The organism is Pseudomonas sp. P8_241, assembly GCF_034008315.1.
GTDB lineage: Bacteria > Pseudomonadota > Gammaproteobacteria > Pseudomonadales > Pseudomonadaceae > Aquipseudomonas.
This window is the reverse complement of the sequence record NZ_CP125377.1, coordinates 1,507,484-1,533,054: the sequence shown is the minus strand read 5'-3', so window position 1 is coordinate 1,533,054 and position 25,571 is coordinate 1,507,484. Positions and strand designations below refer to the sequence as shown.

Below are 25,571 nucleotides of genomic sequence, written 5' to 3'. Positions count from 1 at the left end.
TTACTAGCAGCGCTCAAGCCGGCGCTACCAACTTTTAGGAGTAAAAAGTGATTACGCAGAAAAGACCGCCCTCAATCCATACCTGCTCCCGCTTCTTCCAGCCGGAGTACGACATGGTCAGTAAGATGAATGGTGAACTGGTGTACACCGTTTATGCCGCGCCTCAGCGCTTTAGTGCGCAACTCGAAATGCAAGATCTTGGACTGCAGCGCTTCGCAATCCTTTGGGACAAAAACCCGCAGTACGAGATTTTTGAGTTAATCGATCGGGCGTTGGTAAGCGATCTTCTATCCCCCGTTTCGATGTTTCATCTTTCCCCAGAAAAACTAACCATCATCGCTACTCTGCCGGAAGGTAAAAACGCTGATGTGATCTCTTTGACTTACGATCGCCGATGGAAGGAGTATCCCTTGAAAACCCAATGGCAAAGCTGGGAGTTGCAGCGGCTAGGCCCAGATGACCTCCTGTCATTGGAGACAAATAGCGTACTTCGTCTCAATGGGCCACATATTTTGAGTACCGAAAACTTCGGAGTTTACGCTTATGAGGAGATGTATTTTGCCTTCAAGGATATTGAATTATAAAGAAGTAAAAACTGACATTTCACTGTTTTGATGCGCTAACAAATTCCTAGCCTATTAAAGCAGAATTAGGTGCAAGACACTTAAAGCAACTCCATCACCGCTAACGAGGCCCGTCTTATGGAACATACGTTAAGTACGACAAAGTCTTGCAGCGTGAAAAATACGGTAGCGGACACCTCTAACGACCGGAGTTTGCGATGATCCTTCCCCTTTTTCCCGCTGATCTTGAACGCCATGGCGGCATTAAGAGAGCTGCTCGCTTCGTCATCAAAACCTGGCCTGGCTTAAAACCGATCATGCATACCCAAGCATTAGAACTGCTCGCTAAAGGTCTAGGCTACCGTAGCTATAGTCACGCCTCTCAGCTTGCATCGTCCTGGACTGATGCCCGACCTGACATCGATATCAATTTGATCGATTGGAGTCTCTCGCATGTACTGAGCGTTGAGTTTCGGAAGCCCGGAAAACCTAGCGTCAGCATCAACCTAGGCAATCTCTTCGCCTACATTCAAACCATCCCCTTGCACCACCTGACGGTCTTCAAGCGCTTTCCTGAGCTATTGGAGCGGAGGCATTCATTCCAGCTTCCTCCACACGACGCTGAATCACCATTCGGGAGGTATCAACATAGTGCAGTCATACCCTTGGCGGGCGACTGGCGGACTCACGACAACGATGACAGTGACGAGTCGGGCCAACCCTGATGAAATTCGAGTAACGGCTTCAACTACTGTAAGCCATGCGCGCCCTTAACAGGAACATTGGCGAATGGGACACCAAATTGGCACAAGGAATTATAATTCGTGAATAACGACTACGTTGAAAAGGCCAAAGGCCTTCTGTCTGAGATTGGCGTCTATCAGCTTTCGGTAGGTGTATGGGCATTCACGAATACTCACACTGCCAGCCAAGCCTACATCCACCACTAGCTACAACCAGTCGCCCTTGCTGCCTATGCGGCGGTTAACCCCAGGTTCGCTGCTGGCCGTTTCCAGCCTCCCATCAGCTCCAAGACGGCGTTCTAGCCCCCTGTTTTCCCTTGCGTGCCAATGCCGGAGATACAGCAAGCTTCGGTACACTCTGCGCTAGCGAGCATCTGCACCTTTAGCGGCGATGGCTGCATTCATGTCCTCTATGCTCACGGCAACTGTCGGCTTTCGGATCATGCCTTTGAGGCTATGCACAGAGTACGTGGCGGCTTTGATGGCAAACTGGCCAACCTCAAATTCTACAAATTCGACTCTATCCCCAGGGCTTAGGCCAAGCGTGGCCCTAACCTCCACAGGAATTGTGATTTGCCCTTTTGAAGACACGAATGCGGTAGTCATCTGAACTCCCTTCTGAGCTACCACATAGATGATAGCCTCGCTTAGGCCCGATGGGCTTCCATACTCGCGCCTTCGGCCTTGCCGGCTTGGCTCATGTTCATAGAGAGGTTCATCATGACCTGTATTTTGGTTGCTCATCTAGGTGATGAGGTCATCATCGCGGCTGACAAGCGTGTCACCCAAATCACCCAAGACGGCGTGAAAATCCCTCATGGTGACAACGAGGAAAAGATTGTTAGGACTAAAGTTGGCGTCATCATTGGCGCAGGCTCAGTGGCGATGCTAGATCCCGTCAAATCGTATGTTAGAGACCACGGTTTCAATAGCCCTGATGATGTCTTGGACTTGATCCTGCGTACCCGCAACTCGTTCTCAGAACTCCATGCCGGAAGCCCTCGCCTTCAAGCAGATCTAGCCGAGACCTCATGGATGTTCACATATCCGACTGTGGTAAATGATCAGGCGGTTACTCGGTTCGTCTACTTCCACCAGCATCACAGCGCCGAATCCTTATGCGGCCTAACCGAGGGAAGAGTAATGTGCTTCCCTGGCGGTTTTTCCTTGGAGCAAGCGCAAGAGCTACAGGCCAAGCTACAGGATGTGGTGACTGCATCAATCGAATCGCATCCTACTGATCAGGTGAGAGAGTTGGTGGTCTCCTACATGCTTAAGTTAATTAGTGAAGTTTCGGCCATCAGCGAAACAGTCTCGAGCACGTGTGACATCGCTCTTGTAGATGGTAAAGAGGTGATGGTTGCGATGTCAGCCTGGGCGGGCGATCAGGCGCTTACGTTCATTCCGATGCCCCACCACGTGGCCGGTTAAGCCAAAAAGGGGCGCGTCTTAAAAGCCTGCGGTGTGAACCCAGGTGCTCTCCCTCAGATGCATCTTGGCTAAGAGGCTTCCATCTTCCCATGTGGCCGGCATGATCGAATGTTCTGCAGGAGCCGGTCTTAAATGGCTAGGCCTTCAGGTCACGCTCACATCGGCAACCAATATAAACTGAGGTTGAACCTGTAACCGCCAAACCCTAGGAGCTTCACAATGCTGGCGACCGATGATCCATTCGAACGAGCAGAGCAATATCAGGCCCAGCGAGGTGAATGGGTGGTTGGCGGGCTGGAAACCCAGGTTTTCTGGCCGAATAGGGCTCAGCTGATAACCTTTGAGGGGCTAGAGTTTCTGCTGCAACCAGCTATATCCGAAGGGCAGCATCGGAGCCTTCCTGCAATCGCGCTTCGAGTTAATGGTCAAGGCATGACTGTCAAAGAAGGGCGAGCTGCAGTGATGCGCCTGGCAACTGCAATTGCCTGGCGTGAGGGTGCGAAAGTTGAGATTGTCATGTGGGGTGGTGGTAGCCATCCACATCGTGTTGGCATGCTTCGCAATAACGCCTTTACCGAGTTTTTTTCTGAGGAGAACCTCCACTCCCCTCAAAGCGATGAAGCCCGCAAAGCAATGGCCTACTATCGTGAAGGGCTATCACTCAGCAATCCCTTCTACTCTTTCCTCGGATTCTACAAAGGCTTTGCTCGCTCCCTGCCTGTTGGCCGAGAACGAGGGCCGTGGATCCAGCAGGCCCTATCGGTATTAACGGACAGAGAGGCAATTGCGCGTCGTGATGAGCTGCAGGCTTCTGGAACGGACATCTCCGAGTATCTTGCAACACAAGGGCGCCATGCTATCGCCCATGCCGAACGCGACGATATCGTAGATCCGGATGACCCGGATGATCACCAGCGGATTCACATGGACAAGCCACTGATGAGACATCTTGCTGAGCTCGCTATGGAGGAGCGTCTTGGGGTGCCAGCACGGTGGGCATATGATCGGGAGCACCTGTATGAGCTCGAAGGATTTCGTGCCCTGTTTGACCAGGAGCAGCTGGACGGGCTAACGCGGGGTGAGCTAGTCCCTAATCGGCAATACGAAATTCCTGATGAGTTTTACGTACTCGCACGCAAAGGAAAGACATGCGCTCCCCTTGGAAACATGCGCCTTATATCCGCTGGCATGGATGACGGGAAGATAGGTGTTCGTCTGGAATCGGCCAATGGTCGAGTGGCGTTTATTTTCTGGATGGATTTCAGAAACGAGCGTCTCTCAATAGATCCTTTTGGGGGATGTGGTTTACTAAACGAGCGGCGTGATAGCAGAAGTGACATCGAGTCAGAGCTGTCTCTACAGGAGTTTAAATTCGCCTTGTACTGCAATGCGTCGGTGGAAATCTGGTCTTCAAACCTGCAGCAGCGCTTAGGTAAATCAGAGCCTTTCATACTAGAGAATGCCATGCCAGACTTGGCGGGCCACCGGCGGATCATCGACGAGCTCAAAGCCGCTTTGGAGAGAATGCCCCCTGAAGAGGGTTAACTGCTCCATGGAGGCGGTGAAGTTATTCGACTCCCTCAATGTGATCACCAGTTGCAGCAGCTCCCTGCCCTGCGCTAAGGGCATTTGAACGTCGCAATGCACTGTGTCGTCATCGTCCGTCATTCTCATCGGAAAATCCTCGCAGACTGGAGCAACAGTGATGATGCGCGACGATTCGCCTGCTACGAGCAGGCGATCTACTACGTTCCCGCCAAGCAGACTCAGTCGATCCTCATTTTCGAAGAGCTTGAACGCCCGGTGCCGAACGGCTATCGCAACAATCGTGACGATGACGATCTCCTGGAAGAACTCGACGGATACCCCGGATGGTCGAAGCCTCGGTACTAGCTAACTCGTAGATGGGCGCCACAGCGGAAGCAGAAGGCACCATCGACCGAAAGCAATCCACCGAATATTTGGGCATCCACGCTATAGACTCTGTACTCATTTGACGCGTGAGTATGTCTTGCCCGCAATAACGCTTCGGATCTGCTCAACCGTCGCTCCAGTCCGCTCTACAATCTCGTCAGAAGAGTGCTTGGAAGACAGGTCTCGTATGGCCACGATCTGCGATGTCGAAAGACGGTCGGAGCGGCTACAAATCTGGGCGGCAGCCCATGTATCGTCCTGCCATCTATCGGTAATACTCGCAGGAGGAAGGCTTTTGCCTTCATGCGTGTGAAGCCATTCGCCGATCGAACGATCTCGATCATCTGGCATAGCAATCACACCTTTGGCGAGAATGGAGTGTTCTCTAAGATAGCGTAGGCCGGCTCTCCCGCCAGGGATCATATTGAGGCGCCTCTCATCCTCCCAGTGACCGTTGATCAAAAATTCTTCGCCATTGTAAAGTGCTTCAAGGTCATCAGTGATCGCCATCACCTTATGGTGAATATACGTAATATGCCCCGCCGCCCTCTCCTCTCTGAACTTTCGATGGAACAGCAACTGGCTGCCTTTCTCCACTGCTCGCAAGTGCTCGGCCCATCTCGTTTGCCAGCGCCGCTTTGTGATACCAACGTAAAAGAACCCGTCATTGGGATAGGAATTTCCCATGCCAAAAATATGCTGGTACAGCGCATATGCCTTATCAGGCCACCGCTGAGGTGAAAGTAAATAATGGGCCGGAATTGAAAAGATCATGCTGGGCGATTTAACGCCAGGAACATGCCCCGACAACTGAAGCCTAAGCGAAGCTTTGATGAGTGCCTCATCAGTCACGACATCCAGGCGTATCTCCGGAGCTATTGCGATCTCGCTGTCAGCAAGGGGGCGCCCTGATGTGAATTCCTTGGCTCCAACGAATCTGTGGCCTTCTCTGACCATTTGTTGAGGAGCAACGAAAATGGGGCGGCTACCAAGCGCAATGAGGTGGACAGCAGGGATGGCTTGACCGGGAAACAATCTGAGCGCCTGCCCAGGGTTTCGAGCCACCTGTAGCCAGTGCTGCCCATAGGGGCTGTTACACCAAGTCGAGAGAATTTTCTCTACTTCACCCAACCGACGGTGCATGGATTTGGGTGCCAGATGCTGCCACCAAATTCGATTCAGCGTTACCAACGAAAGCTCCTTCCAGGCCGTCCAATACGCCTGGCTCACAATCGGTTATAGCCTACGGCTATGACCGGATACACCACGCGGTCGGAGAGGTGCATGGCGCAGCCGAGGATTGGACAGTCACCAACGACACGACGACGAAAGTACGAAGGGGTGACGACCATCACTTGCAGGCCAATCAACCTCAAAAACTACGAGGCCGGAAAGCAGTCCGCTAAGATTGGGAAGAGGTATTTGGTCTTGGCTTGAATTTGCATCGTGGAAAATTTGAACAGGACTTGAAGTCTCCATATTTTCCGGTGCGCTCCACGATGACTCCAACCTTACACACCGGGCATCGATTCTCCTGGACAGCCTCGCCCTTGATATTGGTGATTGTTACTGCGCCACAGGTTTGGAGATAACCTAGATACGCACAGGTCACCATGGTGGTAATCCCGATTTCTATCGCTGCCATGCTTGACTCCGGGAGTTCACCAATTCGCAATGAAACAGCTCTAATTTTCTGAACGCAACTACAAGCGCTTTTGGCCGTCGGTCTAGCCTGACGAAAGAGGCCAGCAGTTGATGAGTAGGACGGCCATGACAAAACAGGAATCTTGTGCTCAAATTGATGTAGAAAATCAGCGCACGATTTTGGACAAACTTCTCAATATCGACAACAAGAATATACGCTACCATCCATACTCTCTTTAATAAAACCATCAACTAACTTCAGGGAAATAATATGAGCACTTGGTGGTATATAATTAAGGATAAGAAAACCGGCCCAGTTGCAATTGAAGCGCTTAAGAAATTATTCCAAGCTGGGGTGATCGGAAAAAAAACCATGCTCTGGCGCGAGGGGATGGAGGGGTGGCAACCCCTAGATGAAGTGGAAGAATTAAGTTCAATGAGGGCATTGATTCCGCCACCACTTCCATCAAAACCAAAAATGAGTGAACACGACTATCCATTGGCAAAGCGCTGGCCAAGATTCTTTGCTCGCATATTTGACATTTGGTGGATAAGTCTTCTTTTTACCTTTGTCGCGGCATATATTTTATCTATGTATTCAGCCGGATTCGTTCGCTTTATAAATTCACCAGGCAGTGGCCAGGCCCTGCAACTTCTGTCACTGCCTCTCGTAATGGTCATAGACGCCATGTTGTATAAGGCTTTTGGTAACACCCCAGGTAAGGCCTTGCTTGGAATAGCAGTTAAAACACGGGAAGGTAAAAACCTAAGCTTTACTCAGTACCTCGCTCGAAATTTCTCGATGTGGGTGAGAGGATTTGGTTTGGGGATTCCTTTGGTCAATCTATTCACAATGGGAGCCCAGTCAGGAAGGCTTGGCAAAGGACTACCAGCGAGCTATGACGAATCACCTGGCTATTTCGTTCGCACTAAACCTACACACTGGGCGAGAATAGTTGCTTTTACTTTGGCCTTTGCGAGCCTCTTGGTAGTTATTTCGGTTCTGAATGTTATAGATAAAGAGTCCGACCGCAAAGCAAGGCTTGAGTCACTTAAGCCCGACTACACCTGGGAAAACCCTAAGACACGCATCAACATTAAAGTAAGTCCTAAGTGGAAGATTACGCCGCAAAAATCAGAAAATGGTATGATGACTTATTTGTTCGAAGACACAGCTGGATACGCTGCGGTTGTTTTCGGAATGGAGGACTTTCCTGGCTATAATTTGAGTGATTATGTGCCTGCATTCAAAAAAGGCACCGCTGCAAATATGACCCTTGATGGCGGTCGTTATTTCGAGAGAAACGGGCACCAGATATGGGAAGGTACTGGCCGTATGACCGTTAGCGATACTGCCCGCCTCAATGTCCAGATCGTCCAGGTAGGATCTTCGTTTTGGAGAACTGTAACAATTCAGTCAAAGCCATTTGACTACTCTGAAGATATGGTCAATCAACTAATAACAAAACTATGGAGCTCTGTAAAGTAACAGAATGCTTGCAAGGCCGAATGCAATTTGGTGGGAGCGTGGAGTAAACGTAGCAAGAATGCATTCTATCAAGATAGGCCCATGTTCGAAGCTCAAAAACATGCGGTGAGCATTGGGGGGGATAGCAGCTCGCCAAGCTAACTCGTCCGAAGGCGCGTGAGAACGTCCTATAAATAGGCATATGAGTCATGCACGCTGAGCCGCGCCAACTGGATCAAATAATGTCGAACTGACCCACGTACCGGCACAAGACTCCCCCCTAAGTTGGCACAAATCCAGCGCAGGCAATGGTTCGCGAAGAATCAGACTAGGTCAGTGATATCTCGGCAACGGGCTCGATTCGGCGGCGGCACCAACACGCAGAATTTCAAGTCTTAGGAAAACCATAACAATCAACATCTCGACTAGGAGGTAATCCATAGCCTTTACGGGGCCGCCTTGCTCTCCGTTCGCGCTACGGCTTTTATCACACCAGCCTCTCTCATGAAAATCATCGTATTTCATCACCCGGCTGGGCGCAATACATACCAATTCAGAGCAGATACTGGACGGGCATGCCCTAATACGTGGCAGAAGCTGACCTGCGCGCCAGCTACGACTGCGCACCGTTGGAGACGTACTCATATGCAATGTCCAGTGTGTAACCATGAAGCTCAACAGTCCGATTTCGGCGATCCGTTGAAGTGCCCAAAGTGTGGCGTGGATTACAATATGGCGCTGTCAGCCAAACAGCGGAACGGAATCGCAATTCCTGCTAAGCGCGCCTCGATCAGACAAAAAAAAGAATGCTAATTATGGTTGGCATTGCAGCTATAGCGCTGACGGGGTTTGCCTTGGCCCCGTACGTAGCGGTCTATCAAATTCAACAAGCTGCTGAAGCTCAGGACGCTGATGCCCTTGAGGAGCACATCGATTTCCCGCGCATAAGAGAAGACCTCAAAGAGCAGATCAATTTGTCCATCATGGCAAAAGCCAAAACAGAGCTTAAGGATAATCCGTTCGGAGGCTTAGCCATGGCAATGGCAAGTGGCATTGCAGATAGAGTGATTTCTAGTTTCGTGACGCCATCTGGTCTAATTGAACTTATGAAAGGAGAGAAGCCAGACAAACCTATAGCGCGCGGTAGCGGCTTAGGTGGAAGTGTTGCACGCTCAGATAAGAAACCATTCGAGAGTGCCAATATGCACTACGATGGCTTTAGCAAATTCGTGATTGAAGTCCCCGGTAAAAATGGCGGAGCCCCGTCCCAGTTTATCCTTCGACGCGATTTGATTACTTGGCGACTAACAGGGGTTAAAATACAATTTTAATGCCGTGCAAATCCACATGAACGGCACAACGCTAAACTGGACGTGCTAATGGTGCAAATGCGGTATAACACTTTAAAAACAAACTTCGGGCTTCGGCCTCATCGTGGCTCTTAACGGTACATCTGAGGCGGACGTCTATTTATATAATGGCGCTTACTATTTGTTGTGGAAAGTGATTTTTATGGATGGTCACGGTGCAATTCGAATTGAGGATCAGTGACGCATGAGTTCTATCAGGAAGTCTACCCCACTCTCCAAAATGGGGTTTATCGTAAGCATTCTAGCTGTAAGCACCTTTGCGCCGCTTGCTTTGGCAGAAAACTATGTAGTTAGCGTGACGAGGAAAGGTGCAAATCTTTACAAAATTGATGGAAAAGATGTCTTTGTTCGAACTCAGTATTGCTACGAATATGCTTATAGTGAAAACGCAATTCTGGAAGCATATGGGACAGTTGGTGATTTAAAGTTCCCCGAGTCCGATTCTGAATGCACAGTGAAAGCCGTCCTTGGAAAGTCAAATCAGGACGCCGGTAAATATGTAGTCCAAGTCAGCCATGATAATGACGATTGGTATGAGGTCTTTGGACAAGGTATCTATATCCATACCAATAGCTGCTTCAGTTTTGCCATGAACGAAGATGCCATTCTCGATTTGTCTTCTGGAGGTTACGGATCACTCCAGATCGATGGTGAGCGCTGTTCAGTGAAAGGAATCTATTCGAAGCTAAAGCTGTAGCTCTGTTCTCCGATTATCAGAAGCTGCAGAAGATCACTCTTCGCCCTACGGAAAATCGCCCATTGTCCTGCGACGCGACTTGATTACTGGGCGCCTAACAGGGGTTAAATTGCAGTTTTAATGACGCGCAAAGCTACGCGCTCGCCAATGAGTCAGGCTGGAGCGAAAGCTGCCTCGATCAAGTGTGCGATAGGGACACCTCGGCGCACGTCCTCTATGGCGCCCTCAACTGCGTCATGTGCAGAGGTTGATTTACGGACAAACTCTAACGCCAGATGACCTGCCCGTCCGACTCCGACCAACGCATCGTCACTGCCTTCAGGCATGTCACCTCCTCAGTACGCATGCTGACGCATCGCAGCGATCGAATTACCTATAGGTTCAATACGATCAACCCTAGACTACAATGAGAGACCGACGGAATGTCAGACCACATATGTCAGGAGCGGTATGCGCGTACTCATTAAGTACCAAGATGGATCAGGCCAAATTTCCGAACGAGAAATTTCGGATCTACGTAAGGAAAACGACGCCAGTATTGATGCGTTTTGCCATACCCGAGAGCAACGGCGTTCGTTCAATCTTGACCGGATAGTGCATGCAGTGGCCCCTGATACAGGAGAGTTATTGAACCCGTATCAATTGGTGCCTTTGATGCGAGATCCTGAGTCACTTGACTCACTAACGTGGAAAATCCGTCAGGCCATCAAGGCATTAAAATTTTTCAGTCTTACTACTCGTGGGTTCGCAAAGCGCGAGCGCAAGCACGTAGACACGTTCGTAAAATCCTCAGTCGACACCTCGCCACACTCAGATGAGGAGGTCAGCGAGTGGGTCTACAACCTTTGGTGTGCAGATCTGTATCAGTACCGTGACGGTGACGTTGCTGAGTACAAAGGCCTGCTGGAGCAAATCCCTCACTCGGTGCTCAATCAGTGCCGAGATTATGCTGAGATGATTGTCATGGGCTCCGGTAGAAAGCCTAACAACCCCGACTGGTTGCAGAGAATATATGAGGAATTTAACCCGCAGCCAGTAGTGCGAAAGCCTATTCGACCAGACGAAGAATACTGACTGTAGACGCCGACGCCGAATTGACCCAAGGGCCGACGCAAGACTGCCCTACCCCAAGTCGGCAGAAATCCTGCATAGGCAATAGTTCGCGAGAAATAAGACTGGGTCAGTGACATCTCGGCCACTGGGTCAATTCGGCGTCAGCACCAACAGTCAGCGCTGGAGTGACGGTTTTTGAGTGGGCTTCCAAATGAACTTCACTACCCCTGACGGTCGATACTTTGTAATCAAAGGACAGCTGTGGCGGTGCTCCGACCCATCACTGAACGAAACTGCGCGGCAACGCTATGTTGACGAACTCATGTCAGCGAGGCGAGAAGTAAAATCCGCGAAAGCCACAAGCAATTCTCAGCAGTTGAAAGCGGCCAGAACACGTGTTCAAGCGGCAAAGGTTGCACTCGGAGAGCGAGGCCCGGTGTGGTGGAACGACGGCAGTTCTGACTTGAATAGACACCAGGTTTCCAATACGCATTACGCGCAATGGTACCGAACGGTGTGTGACGAAGCGTCGAAAATTTAGAGGCCTCAGAGTGGTGCAGAGATCAGGCCTGAGATCTGTCGAGTCGGCTCTCTAATCCTCCTTTTCAACAACTATTGTTGGAATGGTTTCGATAGCCCAGCTACGCACGTTTTGACGCTCGGGGCTTGGCACTGCGCAAGCCTTGCGTCCCGCAAACTCTCGTTGAAGGCGATCTTCATCAATTCGCCAACCGTTCTGCTCCAGCTCCTTCACGCGCCGCCGAAAGAAAATCTGCAACGCATCCGATTTCAGGGAAACCTCATGCTGCCATGAGTCAGGCACTCGCTCTGGTCGTACGTTTTTTAGCACCTCATGATCCTGCTCGAAAATTCGAATGTTGCTGGCAACAAACCTTCGGTCAAATAGTCGGGATCGAAGAAATGTTCGCCCCATCATCCACCAGGTGCGTGTGCGGTTAGCGTCGACCGGAACATGAGCCGCGACGATTTGAATTCTCCATTCATTCGGTAATTTGAGTTCCAACGTTGTGCAGGGGCCGGACAAATGAAAGCCTGGAACGGTGGCTACATTGACAACTTCGCTCGTGGATTTACGTCGGAGCAAGCCAGTACGTTTAGGACGCCGCATCATCATCTGCGCGCGCCCACTCCAGAGGTCACCTTCCACGTGGAACGCATCAATTTGGGGGTGAGCCGGGTCACCAAATGTAGAACCGTGAACAAATGGGGCGTGCGCAAAATCGAGACCATTTTCAATTACGCGATCCCAACTGGCGTCCCAATCGAAATGGCCCGACACCAAACGCACGGCCGCATCATCTATCCAGTCGAGGATAGGTAAAGGTGGCCTTTCTATTTCGGGTAGGTCACCGAGAAATGCCCAGATCCAACCATAGCGTTCGAGCGTGGGGTATGCGTCGATTCGAGCCTTCGCAGGAATGCGTAGCTGCGGCTGTGCCGGAATGTGCGTGCAGATGCCATCTGCTCCAAAACGCCAACCGTGGTATGGGCACTGCACACTCTCCCCAACCTTGGTGCCGGCAGACAGTGAACCTCCACGGTGAACGCAAACATCAGACAGAAGATGCGCTTTCCCCTCGTTATCACGGAAGGCTACAAACGGCTGACCAAGGATCCGGACTGCCGCGAGCTCTTTGGATAATTGCGAGGATGGAAGGACTACATACCAAAGGTTTTTGAGCATGGCGAGAATAACGTCCCAACTGAGCAGAGAATATAAGCACCCTTTATCGTATTTTCAGCTGACGGACGCTGGCTCCTGGTGGCTTGCAAGACGACCGAAAAGTCGATAAATACGCAGTTAACAATAACGACCTTGAAGGATATAGGCGAGGTTACATCTGGCAAACGTACGTTAGGGATAGAGGTACTACAAACGTCGACAAAGTAGGTCGAACTGAGCGGCCAGCGCACGGAGGCCGCAAGTTAGTCTTCCCGACCTCCGTACCCCCCCCCACTCAGCGGCGTAAAAGCCGGCTTACCAGCATCACCATAGCTGCACCTATTGCGAGTGCTGCGACTGGTTTCTCTTTAACGAACGTAGATACGCTGTCTAGTGTATCGCCATAGGTTTTGGTCAGTTGACCAGCAGCCTGGCGTCCAGCACCCTCAGCCTCCAGTGGCGAATCACCAATCAGTTTACCGACTGCGCTCTCCGCCTTGCCGGCCAGCTTTTCTGCAACACCTTCTACCTGTTCACTCTTCATGATTCGTCAGACCTTCGCTTGCAAGTGGGAACTCAGAACCTAACTAATCCAGCAGCACAGGATTACCTGCTGAACAGCTTTAGGGGTGCGGGCTCGGTGGTTAGTTCAATTCCGATGAGCTGCGGGAGCTTCCCTCCAAGCCCTCACGCGAAAGTGGGCAAGCATTCAACGATTCAGAATGCCTTCGCATACCCGAACCCATCGATTTGGAATGCAGACGCTGAATGGTACGGAAGACCACTCAAGCGTTTCGAATCGGAAATACCAAGCGGAAATTTGTTCCTAATTGACTGCTATCGACAGTCACTTGCCCCCCATGCAATTGCATAATTGAGCGAACGATCGCTAATCCCAAGCCACCGGAATCATCTGGTTGATTGCGTGACGGGTCGCACCTGTAGAAACGCTCAAACAGTCGAGGTAGATGCTCCACTGAAATTGGCTGGCCCTGGTTGTGAACAGAGACTTCGATCCTGTCCTCCGCCGCCAAACTGTTAATAACCACTTCAGCAGCGGGAGCCCCATAACGCAGCGCATTGGACAGCAGGTTAGCTAATGCTCGACGGATCAAGACCGGATCAGCCCACAACTCACCATCGGCCTGATTGATCAGCTTTACATCGCGATCTTGCGCAACGCCTTCGAAATACTCACACAGTTGCTCAACCAGATCATTTAGGTCGATGAGCTCGTAATTTAAGGATGCGTGCGAATGCTCGGTACGAGCGAGAAAAAGCATGCTGTCGATCATTCGCGCTAGACGCTCATATTCTTCCTGATTGGAAACCAGCAGGTTCTGATAGTCCTCGATTGAACGACTGTACCTGAGGTTTTGTTGGGTATGCCCCATGAGGTTGCTGAGCGGGGTACGCATCTCGTGGGCGAGGTCTTCCGAGAATCGTGATAGCTGCGCAAAACCATCTTCAAGACGTGCAAGCATATGATTAAGCGCATTGCTGAGCTCTTTCAGCTCACTCAGTTCGTTGAGTTCATCCAGCCGCAAATGCAAATGCTGTACATCAATTCCAGCAGCGTGCTTCGCCAGCATCCGCACAGGCCGTAAGCCTCGCCGGCTGACCCACCAGCCGAGGACAAATGCCAGCAGTGCGCCGACCGACATGGCGAGCCAGAGCTTGAGTCGGTAAGCCGCCAGCATCTGCTCGCGCTCACTCAACAGCTTTCCAGCGATCAGGGTCAAGCCGCGATCACCCTGCATGACGTCCTGCCAGGCAAGCCGCACTGAAGCGGAAGAGTGACCGTCAACGAGGCGAGCATGAAGTGCAGCCGGCAACTTTGGTAAGGTCATGCCCACTGGGTTGATTTCGATCAACACCTTACCGGTGTCATCGACAATCCATAGCAGATTCTCGCGATTGCCCAGCATGTTTTCGTAGAGCTTGGGCCGACCTCGCAGTTGCTCAATGCTGTCGCTATCGCTGATCAACGCTTGCATTCGCTCTAAGCGCCCCAGTAGAGCCTGGTCATCGCGCCAAGCAATCTCTCGCTCTAACGATTGATAAAGATAAAAACCAATGGAGCCCAGTAACGGTGCGCTGACCAATGCGAACATGATCGCCAGGCGCAGGCTCAGGGTGCGCGGAAACAGTTTCAGGATTGCACCTCAAGCATGTAACCGATGCCTCGCACTGTGTGTATCAACTTCACCGTGTAAGGATCGTCAACCTTGGCCCGCAGTCGACGGATGGCAACATCAACCACATTGGTGTCACTGTCGAAGTTCATTTGCCAGATCTGTGAGGCAATCAGCGAGCGCGATAGCACCTCCCCTTCACGACTGAGCAGCAGATGCAGCAAGGCGAACTCCTTGTTGGTCAGGGTGAGACGTTCTCCATTGCGCGTTACCTTGCGTCGCAACAAATCCAGGCTCAGGTCGCCAGCCACAAAATGCTCAACCTCGCGAGGCGGGCCACGGCGTAGCAAAGTTCGAACGCGTGCCAACAGCTCGGCATAGGAAAAGGGTTTGACCAGATAATCATCGGCCCCCAACTCCAGCCCTTTGACCCGATCATCAACTGAATCACGAGCAGTGAGAAACAGTACTGGAGTCTGCCACTTACGCCGGATGATTTGCAGCAATTGCCAGCCATCCAACCCCGGCAGCATGACATCCAGAATGATCAGATCGAACTCACTCTCCTGTGCCAAATGCTGGCCATCCAGCCCATCAAGGGCGATCTCTACCACATAGCCCGATTCAGTCAGGGCTTTGCGCAGGTAATCCGCCATTTTCGCTTCATCTTCAACCACCAAGATACGCATTTTTTCCTCCAATACTGGAGCACAGGCTAGCCCGCTTCGCTGATTTCTCACATTACATATTGGTAATCAGGAGGCAATCATTCTGACGGGGTGCGCTGGTCATGATGTCTGGCAATGACTCAGACAGACTCAACCAAGGAAAAAGCATGCGTACAAGCCTTTCGACTTCATTGCTGATCACGCTCGCAATGAGCCCTGCATTCGCTGTTGCAGCCCCGGATCAAGTTGTGCAGCGCAAGGACGTGTCACTTGCAATGGCCAACGATTTGCTAAATGCCGCGCTGACGGCCTGTCACGCCGATGGCCGCACAGCCGTTGCCGCCGTTGTTGACCGTGGTGGCAATCTGGTTGCCGTGCAACGCGACGACAATGTCGGCCCGCACAACACGTTAGCCGCGCAACGCAAAGCCTATACCGCCCTCTCGACCAAGATTTCGACGCGTTTGTTGGCTGAACGTGCTCGCGCTAATCCGGATGCTGAAAACCTCAACACACTTGATGAGTTGTTGTTGCTGGGCGGAGGCGCGCCATTGAAATTCGATGGTCAGGTCATCGGCGCCATCGGAGTGGCCGGTGCAGGCGGCGCTGCAAACGATGAAGGTTGTGCAGAGGTCGCTATCAACAAAGTTTTACCTGCTGTTAAAAACTAAGGACATCACCATGACTGTATTGAAAAGTTTCTTCGCTGGCGCTGTATTGAGTGCCCTTTCATCCTTTGCATTCGCGACAGCAAATCCATTGAGCGTGCATGTGCTCAACTTGCAGGATGGCCTGCCCTCCCCTGGAGTCAACGTTACGTTGGAAAAACAGGATGGGAAAAACTGGGACGTTCTCAACAGCGCGGCAACCAACGAGCAAGGTCGTATAACCGGGCTGTATCCGGAAGGCCGGGGTCTGGAGAAAGGTACCTACCGTGTCACCTTCAAAACCGGTGAGTGGTTCAAGGCTCACAATACGTCCAGCTTCTTTCCTGAGGTACCAGTCATATTTGAGGTTGACGGCACCGTCCCGCACTACCACATTCCGTTGCTTCTCAGCCCCTACGGTTTCTCCACCTACCGAGGGAATTGAGCTTCTGCCAGACAAGGAAACAAGGCCGCCCCTGATGACAAGGGCGGTATCTTTGCTTTATTAAAATTCCAATCAACGTAAATCGTACACGAGCAAACCCACGGTTCAAGACAAGGCTTTTAACAAAGAGCTCGAGCAGATGCGTGCAGACGCCGAAGCTGGAGTGATTCATACGCCTAAGCGCGAGCCGGAGGATGCGGGTGCTCCTAGCCTAAGGCTTGACGACTATCCGGATCTGTAAAACTTGCCACTGAGAATCTACAAGCAGGAGCGACTCCTCACCGATTTCTGCAAAAAGCTGACGTCCATTCAGCAAGCGGATGTGGACGGTGCAGGAACCTATGTGGAGGTTGGCCAGGAGTTAGGAGCGCTTATTGCGCGATATCCAAACGCGGCCTGGGCGTCATCGGGTGACTATGATGCAAGACAGCTTGAGCACGATGCTGGCTTAGCTAGGTGCCCTTCCCTGCTCGAAGGCTTGCCGCATTTCAATGCCAGGAAATGGCATGCCGGCTTATATGACGATCGACCGAAATCACTTAAGCAAACAGTAGAGTCGTTGGGCCTGGTTTGGCTGGGTACCTATCACCGAGGAATCGACGATGCCAGGAACGTCGCATCCATCATCAAGGAGATGCTTTGCTGATTTGGTGAGCCGGGCCCATTGGCCCGAAGGGGCGACCACTCCATTTACGTCACACCACAGCTTATCTATGGGCATGAGATGACTTGGACACAGAATGATTTGAACACAACCGCCCCTCCCACCTCCCGCGAAGTCTCTGTCCTCACACAGAGAATCATTGCGCCCTGTCATAAATTGTCTCAGCTCAGTCCTGCATAATGGTTGAAATCATGGAGTCATACCGGTACTCCTAAAGCACCAGTTTCAGCAGGGACGCACCATGCATTCACGATTCAGGGTCATCGAAACAACCAGGCTGGATGATGGCATTAAGCAATATCGAGTTGTGGATCTCGTCGAGGGAGGCTCTGCTAGCAAGCACGGGGTTTTCAAGGCCAGGGTCGAGGCGGAGGCTGTTTGCTCGCTCCTAAATGCTGAGCATCCTCGTCAGAGTGGTGTAGGTCGTGCGTCCTTAAGCCTGTGATCCACTCGTTTAGTTACTTCGTCCTAGCTCCCTCCAGTCATGGAATGGTGAAAGTCCACATCACTCAGTGTTTCTCAGGTGCACAGAATCCAAAGAAATCATCCTTCAAAGGCATGCCTAAAACAGGTGTTCCTCAATGGTCATATCAGGCAGTCAAGCCTGCTGAAAATAGAGATGTGCACCACAGGCATCTTTTGGGTTCACCTTAAGTATTCCCTCCGATACCTGCGTGAACTCGACACCATTCTCTTCAAACACGTGGGCGGTTTTAGCCACGTCCTTGACTAACAATGTAGCGGCGGCGAGATAGGCATCACCTCTGTTTGGATGAGCGTCTCCGCGCGACTCAGCCTCCTTGGCGGTGATCAACTCTACACCCGCGCCCTCCCCGAAGTTCAGCCAAATGCGATCGGTATCTCGACGTACGCTCTCGGGCCCAAGTAGCTTGTTGTAAGCAGTCTGCGCAGCATCGAAATCGCTAATGACACCGACTATACGACCAAACGAAACGACACCATTTCGGTGATTCAGCCAGCCCGGCTGGCGCAATGTGTCCGCGGTGAGGTGCTCGCAGAGATTGGCGTGGGTCAATCCAGGATAAAGACTGTGGTCGAGCATCACCGTCCGAAAATGAAGGTCTAGTACTTTGTCTTCGAGTACGAGTTTACGATTTAACGCCTTTGGCGGTTCAATGCCCAAGCCCGCCCTAATTCCTGCCAGGTAGCTATCGTCAGCGGATTTCGCATTGAAAGCAACGCTGTACAGACCCTCGCCTTTCTCCAGGAATTTATCGACTCCCGCTAAAAATTTACTCGGATCCCCGATTCCGCGGATTTCCAAATAATCCCCAGGGAACATGATGCAAAGATTTTCGGTGCCCCACTCCTGATGCTTCCCGCTAGGCGGGACTACGAAGCCTAGCTTCTGGTACTGCGCACGCGTCGCCCTTAGGTCGTTTACCGCCACAACAGGATGATCAACCCTTCCTACTTTTGCGGTCATAGCTTTTCCTTATTTATTGATACATGAGATCGACGGCTCGGCCTGTCCATGCAAAAACCCGATGGAGTGAGCTTCAATGCCACTTACAAAATCTTCTTTGACCTGCTGTTTGTGATCCGCGGTAAGGCTCGACCATGGAATGCCTCCGCAAATATTAAAAATCTAGATTTGGTATACTTTCTTGCTCCTAAAAAGACAGAACCAAGCGGTCAAACTAAGGTATCCCTGGGCATGCAACCAGCGAAGAAGGCAATCACAGCCGCGCAAAGAGCTTATGAAGAAATCAAGCGGCGTATCTCCGACGGAACACTCGCCGAAGGTGCCCCCATTCGCCAAGATGAAATCGCCGGAGTAATCGGCGTCAGCAAGATACCAGTGCGTGAAGCGCTCACTCGCTTGGAGTCCGAGGGCTTGGTGGTGTTGACACCAAACGCTGGAGCAACCGTTGCAACACTGACCGTCAGTGATTACATCGAAATGCTCGACATGCGCTTGGCGCTGGAGTGTCGCGCGCTGGAGCTGGCAGTCCCAAATATGGCGTCCTCGGACATAGCTAAAGCGCGTCAGCTTCTGGCTGCGTACGACCAGGCTATGACCCAAGAGGAGTGGAGTGATCTTAATATGAGCTTTCATGCCTGCCTCTACGCCCCAGCCAATAGGCCACGTCTAGTCACAATGATTCGCTCCGTACAAGACCACATGGGCCGTATGCTCCGCTTGCGTGTCTCCGGTGTAGCGGGACATACGAGGTCGCATAAGGAACATATTCAGATCCTCGATGCTTGCGAACAGGGTGATACAGCCAAGGCCGTAGCGCTGCTTCGTAAACACATAGAACAAACACAACGCGAGGTTCAGGGTTCGTTCCGCCATTCGATTCGTGGTGAACTTTCAGAATCAACGCCCTCCTAACCTCGTCGATCCTGAAGCCGTTTGAAGGCCGTTGCCGCTTTGACACCAATCCCTCGAAACATGTGGAAATGGACGGTTTTGATCGACGAAACAGGAACAGCCAATTCCGCAGCAGACGCTCCAAGGATTCGATTGGCAATCTGAATTCCGAGTGAGGTAGAGACGGCAATTCCTCGGCCATTACAGCCAACCGAAATGTGCAAATTGCGCTCGGGCTCATGCACATGCGGTAGGTGATCTGTAGTGACAGCAAAATAGCCACTCCAATGAAACTCCCATTCCATTCGTCCTAAGTGACCAAAAAGCTCCCGACCCGCTTTATGCAGGTAAGGAACAATTGCAGAATGATCCAAGCAAGCCGTTGCACCGGAGCCCCCCATGACAAGGCGTCCGTCCGGCGATAATCGGAAAGAGGTGAGTAATTGCCGTGTGTCCGATGAAACGTGACCATTTGGAAGGATGACTTGGCGCATTGCCTCGGGAAGTGGCCGAGTCGCCACCTGTGCAGTACGCACGGGTACAAACGAGGTACGAAGTTTAGGAACCAGCTGGTCAGCATATGCCACTGTAGCGACCAACACATGCCGACCTGTGACCTTGTGTCGGCCGACTGATGCAGTCCACTTCCCTGTGCTCGGACGCAAATCATCTACCTTCGCTGAGCCGAATATGCGTACATCAAGTGCCACGGCGACCTTGGCAAGACCACGCGCATAACTCAGAGGCTGCACAGACCCACCACGCGGATCCAGCCACCCCAAGCTGTACTTCGTAGTGCCTAAAAGCTGGTGCAAACGTGCCCCTTCTAACAACTGCACGTCCACCTTGCGTTGTTGCCAAGCCAAGTGTCGTGACCTTACTGCCGTAGCGCCTGCTGCTGTGAAGGCTGGCTGAATCCATCCTTGTTGGTTCGGCGCGCAGCTAATTGAATGTCTCTCCACCAGCCTCCATACCTCGGCTGGCGCGTCACTGCCAAACTGCACCAATCTACGCCCCTGCTCACCAGGGTAGAGACCTTCGATGACATCGGGATCCTGTTTAAGACCTGCGATTACTTGACCGTTGTTTCGTCCAGACGCGCCCCATCCCGGCTCAGCTGCTTCGAGTACCACACAAGAAAGCCCAGCCTCTGCCAAGTGAATGGCTGCCGAAAGACCAGTAAATCCTGCCCCCACAATGATGACGTCCGCCGCCTCACTCCGCATCAAGTGCTCCGATGGCGGGCGAGCCTCGGCAGTAGTAGACCAAAGCGAAGTAGGCATATTGAGTGGTTCACCCAATAGGGAGTCCTTGCGGTGTCTGCTCATTCTTAAACCTCAGTTCGCCCGAAGCCGCAAAGACTTTGAGCAATCCAGAGTGGGGATTGATGGTCGACGGTGACCGCCAACCTGCTTCACCTATGTATGCCTTACGCCCCCCATAGCAGCGCAGGTACCACTGGCTCGTGCTTTAAGGCCGTAGGTCGGAATACACATTACTGGAATAGTATACGATTGTACAACTTTGGATATCTGTGTACGGTTGCACCTAGGTGCTACCTCATTCCCTGGAAAGGTGGTGGGTAGGAGTGCCGGCGATGAGCGGTTCTTAAATCTGATAACAACCTGAGGAATCTGAGATGCCAACAGTCCGTGTGGAACTTTGCACTGGTAGGTCGCAAGAGCAAAAAGCTCAGTACGTGAAGGAGGTCACTCGCCTGACCGCAGACGTGCTGAAGTGCTCTCCGGAAAGTGTGGATGTCATATTTGCTGAAATCGCCCCTGAGAACTGGGCCCATGGAGGCCGCTTTTACTCAACCCCCGCTACAGAGGCTAGCTAAGATCCTAAAGCCCCCCCCCATCCAACCGCATGCGATGGGGATACCTGGTAGAGCGACGATAACAGGGCGAGACGCTTAAGCTCCGAGCAAAATCACCGCAGCGGCAAGCTTTTAGTCAATGGCATTGACTTGGCGCTCTCGCCGGCTAACTGCCTAGCAGTCAGCACGGCATCAATTGATGCAGACGTCAAAGTATACGAAATCTAATTAACGAATAATATTTCAAGGCGTTGTGGCTTGTGCCAAGCACCGAGCAAACGCTAACTCTGATTAGCAAGGATCACACATGAGCACGTCGACTGTTGGAGTGAAGTTATCCCCCGAAACCCGAGACCGCCTAAAGAAGGCGGCCCACGGCGCCGACAGAACTCCTCATTTTGTCATCAAACAACTCATCCTCCACTTCATTGAGCGATCCGAGCGTGGAGATATCGTCAACGACCTTCTGAATTTTCCGACCTCCGATGATGAGCCCTCCTTGCCGCTGTCAGAGATCGAAGCCAGCGGCCCGCTCATGCCGTTTTTGGATTTCGCCGAAACCGTTTTACCCCAGTCCACATTGCGCGCCGCGATCACAGGCGCTTACCGTCGCCCCGAAACTGAATCGGTGCCAATGTTGCTGGAACAAGCCCGCCTATCTGACGCGATGATCGACGCTACCAATAAGCTCGCGGCGGGGATCGCAGAGAAACTGCGCAACCAAAAAAATGCCAGCGGTCGTGCCGGTATCGTTCAAGGATTGCTACAAGAGTTTTCGCTTTCCTCGCAAGAGGGCGTTGCGTTGATGTGCCTGGCCGAGGCCTTACTCCGCGTTCCCGACAAAGGCACACGCGACGCTTTGATACGCGACAAAATCAGTACCGGTAACTGGCAGCCTCATCTAGGAAATAGCACATCACTGTTTGTAAACGCCGCTACTTGGGGCCTTCTGCTCACGGGGAAACTGGTCGGCACCCATAATGAATCTGGCCTCACATCCTCCCTGAGTCGGATCATTGGCAAGTCTGGCGAGCCTATGATCCGTAAAGGCGTAGACATGGCCATGCGCCTGATGGGAGAGCAATTCGTCACCGGCGAAACCATCGCTGCTGCCTTGGCGAATGCAAATAAATTCGAAAGCAAAGGCTTCCGGTACTCCTACGACATGCTGGGTGAAGCCGCTCTCACTGAAGTCGATGCACAGAAATACCTTGCGTCTTACGAACAAGCTATCCACTCAATTGGCAAAGCCTCACACGGCCGTGGCATTTATGAGGGGCCTGGCATCTCGATCAAGCTTTCGGCGCTGCACCCCCGTTACAGCCGGGCCCAGTACGATCGGGTGATGAACGAGCTGTACCCGCGCCTGCTGTCGTTGACCTTACTCGCCAAGCAGTACGACATCGGCTTGAACATTGACGCTGAGGAAGCTGACCGCCTGGAGCTGTCACTGGATCTATTGGAGCGCCTGTGTTTTGAGCCGCAACTCGCTGGATGGAATGGCATCGGTTTCGTGATTCAGGCATATCAAAAGCGATGCCCCTATGTGATCGACTACGTAATCGACCTAGCCCGCCGCAGCCGTCACCGCCTGATGATTCGCCTTGTAAAAGGCGCTTATTGGGATAGTGAAATTAAACGCGCACAGGTCGAAGGACTTGAGGGCTACCCGGTCTACACACGTAAGGTGTACACCGATGTTTCTTACATCGCGTGCGCACGCAAATTGCTCTCAGTGCCGGAAGCAATCTACCCACAGTTCGCCACTCATAACGCGCACACGCTATCCGCGATTTATCATATTGCCGGACAGAATTACTACCCAGGTCAGTACGAATTCCAATGCCTCCATGGCATGGGTGAGCCACTGTACGAACAGGTTGTTGGGAAGGTTTCCGATGGCAAGCTGAACCGCCCATGTCGCGTGTACGCGCCGGTTGGGACGCACGAAACCTTGTTGGCGTACCTCGTACGTCGCCTCCTGGAGAACGGTGCCAATACTTCGTTTGTTAATCGCATTGCAGACCACTCCATCTCCATACAAGAACTGGTCGCAGACCCTGTCCTGGTCATCGAAAATATGGCCAACCAGGAAGGGGGATTCGGCTTGCCCCACCCGCGCATACCTCTGCCGCGCCATCTGTACGGTAGCGATCGCTCCAACTCGTCTGGCATCGACATGGCCAACGAGCACCGTCTCGGCTCCCTGTCCAGCGCCCTGCTAGCTACTGCTCACAACGAATGGGTAGCTGGCCCATTGCTTGGTGGCCCGACTGTTCAAGGAACAGCGATTCCAGTGCGCAACCCTTCAGATCATCGAGATATCGTTGGTTACGTCCAAGAAGCATGCCTCAATGACGTCAGCACAGCGATTGAAGCTTCGCTAATCACAGGGCCAATCTGGCAAGCCACTCCACCAAGTCAGCGCGCTTCAATTCTTGATCGTGCGGCTGATCAAATGGAATCGAAGATTCAACCGTTGATGGGCTTGCTCGTACGCGAAGCGGGCAAAACATTTGCCAATGCGATCGCCGAAGTCCGTGAAGCCGTAGACTTCTTGCGTTACTACGCAGCGCAGGCTAGGCAAGACCTTTCGAATGATACCCACCGTCCTCTCGGGCCCGTGGTGTGCATTAGTCCGTGGAACTTCCCTCTGGCCATTTTCACCGGCCAAATCGCCGCAGCATTGGCTGCCGGCAACTCTGTACTCGCCAAGCCAGCGGAACAGACGCCCCTTGTTGCCGCCCAGGCAGTCCGTATTCTCCTGGGTGCTGGCGTGCCAGAAGGCGTGCTGCAGCTTCTCCCTGGTCGCGGGGAAACAGTAGGCGCCGGCTTGGTCGGCGACGAGCGCGTTAAAGGGGTTATGTTTACTGGTTCTACCGAGGTCGCACGCCTTCTGCAGCGTAACATCGCCGGCCGTTTGGACTCTCAAGGACGGCCTATCCCACTGATAGCCGAAACCGGCGGTCAGAACGCGATGATCGTCGACTCCTCAGCTCTGACTGAGCAAGTGGTCGTAGACGTGGTCTCCTCAGCGTTTGACAGCGCCGGCCAGCGCTGCTCGGCGTTGCGCGTACTATGCTTGCAGGAGGATTCCGCCGACCGTGTAATCGAGATGCTTAGAGGCGCAATGTCTGAAAGTCGCCTTGGCAACCCTGAGCGCTTGTCCGTAGACATCGGCCCGGTGATCGATGCAGAAGCCAAATCTGGTATTGAAAAGCACATTCAAGCCATGCGTGATAAGGGCCGTTCCGTCTACCAAGTCGCTATCGCGGACAAGGACGAAGTAAAGCGTGGCACTTATGTCATGCCAACCCTCATCGAACTTGAAAGCCTCGACGAACTGAAGCGCGAGATCTTCGGCCCGGTGCTGCACGTTGTTCGCTACAAACGCAAAGAGTTGGATCAGCTGATTGCGCAAATCAACGCGTCAGGTTATGGCCTGACACTAGGCGTACACACGCGCATCGATGAGACGATTGCCAAAGTCGTCGACAACGTCCATGCAGGCAACATTTACGTCAACCGCAACATCGTAGGCGCAGTGGTCGGGGTGCAGCCATTCGGTGGTGAGGGGTTGTCGGGGACAGGCCCAAAAGCGGGTGGCCCTCTCTACCTATATCGACTGCTTTCGACCTCTTCCTCGGACTCAGTCACTAAAACTCTCACACGCACCGCATCCTCAGCGCCTGATGAGCGAGCCAAAGAGAAGCAACTCGCCCCCCTGAAAGCGTTGAAAGCCTGGGCGGAAGCGAATAAAAAAATCGAGCTACGTGACCTCTGTATACGGTTCGCAGAACAGTCTCAGAGCGGGATGACTTATCTGCTTCCTGGCCCAACAGGAGAACGGAACTCCTACAGCATCCTCGGTCGCGATCGGGTGCTGTGCATAGCCGAGACACAGGGCGATTTGCTGATCCAGTTAGCAGCTGTTCTGGCTGTGGGTGGCAGTACGGTTTGGCTCGACGCCGATTCCAGCGTTCGACTTCTGACGAGCCTTCCCAAAGAGGTCACCTCTCAAATTCAGATGGTGTCTGATTGGGATAAAGACGACGTGCATTTTGACGCAGTACTCCACCACGGGGATTCAGATCAGTTGCGGATGATCTGCCAGCAGGTTGCGAAACGTGCAGGAGCCATTGTTGGAGTTCAAGGACTATCCCAAGGCGAAACAACGGTTGCCCTTGAACGTCTGGTCATCGAGCGAGCGGTAAGCGTGAATACGGCAGCTGCTGGCGGAAACGCAAGCTTGATGACCATCGACTAAGTCAGCCAAAACCAAACCGAT

25 protein-coding genes are annotated in these 25,571 nt (G+C 52.3%); 16 read left to right on the top strand and 9 right to left on the bottom strand.

Annotated elements, in window-relative coordinates; translation table 11 throughout:
• Positions 1 to 47: 47 nt before the first annotated feature.
• Positions 48 to 584: a hypothetical protein gene (locus QMK58_RS06865; RefSeq protein ID WP_320396057.1), complete on the top strand. Its 537-nt coding sequence runs from the start codon at positions 48 to 50 to the stop codon at positions 582 to 584.
• A 197-nt stretch (positions 585 to 781) separates the two neighbouring features.
• Positions 782 to 1,288, top strand: coding sequence for a hypothetical protein (locus tag QMK58_RS06860; RefSeq protein ID WP_320396056.1), 507 nt, complete (start codon positions 782 to 784; stop codon positions 1,286 to 1,288).
• A 381-nt stretch (positions 1,289 to 1,669) separates the two neighbouring features.
• On the opposite strand, the gene QMK58_RS06855 is transcribed toward QMK58_RS06860, so the two are convergent.
• Positions 1,670 to 1,912 (bottom strand): AbrB/MazE/SpoVT family DNA-binding domain-containing protein, encoded by a 243-nt coding sequence (locus QMK58_RS06855; RefSeq protein WP_320396055.1) that lies wholly within the window; start codon positions 1,910 to 1,912, stop codon positions 1,670 to 1,672.
• 114 nt (positions 1,913 to 2,026) lie between these two features.
• On the opposite strand from QMK58_RS06855, the gene QMK58_RS06850 reads away from it, so the two are divergent.
• From QMK58_RS06850 to QMK58_RS06840, 3 genes are all read left to right on the top strand, one after another.
• Positions 2,027 to 2,737 carry a hypothetical protein gene (locus QMK58_RS06850; protein ID WP_320396054.1) on the top strand — a complete coding sequence of 237 codons (711 nt, stop codon included), beginning with the start codon at positions 2,027 to 2,029 and terminating at the stop codon, positions 2,735 to 2,737.
• A 219-nt stretch (positions 2,738 to 2,956) separates the two neighbouring features.
• Positions 2,957 to 4,282, top strand: coding sequence for a methylamine utilization protein MauJ (mauJ, locus tag QMK58_RS06845; RefSeq protein WP_320396053.1), 1,326 nt, complete (start codon positions 2,957 to 2,959; stop codon positions 4,280 to 4,282).
• 96 nt (positions 4,283 to 4,378) lie between these two features.
• A complete protein-coding gene (locus QMK58_RS06840) occupies positions 4,379 to 4,630 on the top strand; it encodes a hypothetical protein (protein ID WP_320396052.1) in 252 nt (83 codons plus the stop codon).
• 96 nt (positions 4,631 to 4,726) lie between these two features.
• On the opposite strand, the gene QMK58_RS06835 is transcribed toward QMK58_RS06840, so the two are convergent.
• Complete coding sequence (locus QMK58_RS06835) at positions 4,727 to 5,842, bottom strand: hypothetical protein (protein ID WP_320396051.1); 1,116 nt, start codon at positions 5,840 to 5,842, stop codon at positions 4,727 to 4,729.
• 211 nt (positions 5,843 to 6,053) lie between these two features.
• The gene (locus tag QMK58_RS28910; RefSeq protein ID WP_413817423.1) at positions 6,054 to 6,266 is read right to left on the bottom strand and encodes a topoisomerase DNA-binding C4 zinc finger domain-containing protein; all 213 of its coding nucleotides are present in this window, start codon (positions 6,264 to 6,266) and stop codon (positions 6,054 to 6,056) included.
• A gap of 300 nt (positions 6,267 to 6,566) precedes the next feature.
• Here QMK58_RS28910 and QMK58_RS06820 point away from each other — a divergent pair, with 300 nt between their 5' ends.
• The 5 genes from QMK58_RS06820 to QMK58_RS06800 all read left to right on the top strand — a co-directional run bounded on the left by QMK58_RS06820 (position 6,567) and on the right by QMK58_RS06800 (position 11,424).
• The gene (locus QMK58_RS06820; RefSeq protein ID WP_320396050.1) at positions 6,567 to 7,784 is read left to right on the top strand and encodes an RDD family protein; all 1,218 of its coding nucleotides are present in this window, start codon (positions 6,567 to 6,569) and stop codon (positions 7,782 to 7,784) included.
• 794 nt (positions 7,785 to 8,578) lie between these two features.
• Complete coding sequence (locus QMK58_RS06815) at positions 8,579 to 9,094, top strand: DUF2939 domain-containing protein (RefSeq protein ID WP_320396049.1); 516 nt, start codon at positions 8,579 to 8,581, stop codon at positions 9,092 to 9,094.
• A 223-nt stretch (positions 9,095 to 9,317) separates the two neighbouring features.
• Positions 9,318 to 9,830 carry a hypothetical protein gene (locus tag QMK58_RS06810; RefSeq protein ID WP_320396048.1) on the top strand — a complete coding sequence of 171 codons (513 nt, stop codon included), beginning with the start codon at positions 9,318 to 9,320 and terminating at the stop codon, positions 9,828 to 9,830.
• 450 nt (positions 9,831 to 10,280) lie between these two features.
• Positions 10,281 to 10,904 (top strand): hypothetical protein, encoded by a 624-nt coding sequence (locus QMK58_RS06805; protein ID WP_320396047.1) that lies wholly within the window; start codon positions 10,281 to 10,283, stop codon positions 10,902 to 10,904.
• 190 nt (positions 10,905 to 11,094) lie between these two features.
• Positions 11,095 to 11,424: a hypothetical protein gene (locus QMK58_RS06800; RefSeq protein ID WP_150779166.1), complete on the top strand. Its 330-nt coding sequence runs from the start codon at positions 11,095 to 11,097 to the stop codon at positions 11,422 to 11,424.
• A 51-nt stretch (positions 11,425 to 11,475) separates the two neighbouring features.
• Here the strand turns inward: QMK58_RS06800 and QMK58_RS06795 are convergent, their stop codons facing one another.
• From QMK58_RS06795 to QMK58_RS06780, 4 genes are all read right to left on the bottom strand, one after another.
• Positions 11,476 to 12,588, bottom strand: coding sequence for an aromatic ring-hydroxylating oxygenase subunit alpha (locus QMK58_RS06795; RefSeq protein ID WP_150779167.1), 1,113 nt, complete (start codon positions 12,586 to 12,588; stop codon positions 11,476 to 11,478).
• Between the two features lie 274 nt (positions 12,589 to 12,862).
• Positions 12,863 to 13,111 carry a CsbD family protein gene (locus tag QMK58_RS06790; RefSeq protein WP_150779168.1) on the bottom strand — a complete coding sequence of 83 codons (249 nt, stop codon included), beginning with the start codon at positions 13,109 to 13,111 and terminating at the stop codon, positions 12,863 to 12,865.
• 241 nt (positions 13,112 to 13,352) lie between these two features.
• The gene (locus QMK58_RS06785; RefSeq protein WP_320396519.1) at positions 13,353 to 14,723 is read right to left on the bottom strand and encodes a heavy metal sensor histidine kinase; all 1,371 of its coding nucleotides are present in this window, start codon (positions 14,721 to 14,723) and stop codon (positions 13,353 to 13,355) included.
• Entirely contained in the window at positions 14,720 to 15,391 is a 672-nt protein-coding gene (locus QMK58_RS06780; protein WP_320396046.1) for a heavy metal response regulator transcription factor, read from the bottom strand. Before QMK58_RS06780 ends, QMK58_RS06785 begins: the two co-directional genes overlap by 4 nt.
• Positions 15,392 to 15,537: 146 nt before the next feature.
• Between QMK58_RS06780 and QMK58_RS06775 the strand changes: the two genes are divergently transcribed.
• The 3 genes from QMK58_RS06775 to QMK58_RS06765 all read left to right on the top strand — a co-directional run bounded on the left by QMK58_RS06775 (position 15,538) and on the right by QMK58_RS06765 (position 17,108).
• Entirely contained in the window at positions 15,538 to 16,041 is a 504-nt protein-coding gene (locus tag QMK58_RS06775; protein ID WP_320396045.1) for a heme-binding protein, read from the top strand.
• 10 nt (positions 16,042 to 16,051) lie between these two features.
• Positions 16,052 to 16,462, top strand: coding sequence for a hydroxyisourate hydrolase (gene uraH, locus QMK58_RS06770; RefSeq protein ID WP_320396044.1), 411 nt, complete (start codon positions 16,052 to 16,054; stop codon positions 16,460 to 16,462).
• Positions 16,463 to 16,706: 244 nt separating this feature from the next.
• Positions 16,707 to 17,108, top strand: coding sequence for a 3'-5' exonuclease (locus QMK58_RS06765; RefSeq protein ID WP_320396043.1), 402 nt, complete (start codon positions 16,707 to 16,709; stop codon positions 17,106 to 17,108).
• Between the two features lie 616 nt (positions 17,109 to 17,724).
• Here QMK58_RS06765 and QMK58_RS06760 read toward each other — a convergent pair.
• Positions 17,725 to 18,573, bottom strand: coding sequence for a VOC family protein (locus QMK58_RS06760; protein ID WP_259198752.1), 849 nt, complete (start codon positions 18,571 to 18,573; stop codon positions 17,725 to 17,727).
• Positions 18,574 to 18,621: 48 nt separating this feature from the next.
• On the opposite strand from QMK58_RS06760, the gene QMK58_RS06755 reads away from it, so the two are divergent.
• Positions 18,622 to 19,485 (top strand): GntR family transcriptional regulator, encoded by an 864-nt coding sequence (locus QMK58_RS06755; RefSeq protein ID WP_259198753.1) that lies wholly within the window; start codon positions 18,622 to 18,624, stop codon positions 19,483 to 19,485.
• Here QMK58_RS06755 and QMK58_RS06750 read toward each other — a convergent pair.
• Positions 19,482 to 20,765 carry an FAD-binding oxidoreductase gene (locus QMK58_RS06750; protein ID WP_320396042.1) on the bottom strand — a complete coding sequence of 428 codons (1,284 nt, stop codon included), beginning with the start codon at positions 20,763 to 20,765 and terminating at the stop codon, positions 19,482 to 19,484. The genes QMK58_RS06755 and QMK58_RS06750 overlap by 4 nt on opposite strands.
• Before the next feature lie 338 nt (positions 20,766 to 21,103).
• On the opposite strand from QMK58_RS06750, the gene QMK58_RS06745 reads away from it, so the two are divergent.
• Positions 21,104 to 21,304 (top strand): 4-oxalocrotonate tautomerase, encoded by a 201-nt coding sequence (locus QMK58_RS06745; RefSeq protein WP_259198756.1) that lies wholly within the window; start codon positions 21,104 to 21,106, stop codon positions 21,302 to 21,304.
• A gap of 286 nt (positions 21,305 to 21,590) precedes the next feature.
• Positions 21,591 to 25,550, top strand: coding sequence for a trifunctional transcriptional regulator/proline dehydrogenase/L-glutamate gamma-semialdehyde dehydrogenase (gene putA / locus QMK58_RS06740; RefSeq protein WP_320396041.1), 3,960 nt, complete (start codon positions 21,591 to 21,593; stop codon positions 25,548 to 25,550).
• Positions 25,551 to 25,571: the final 21 nt, after the last annotated feature.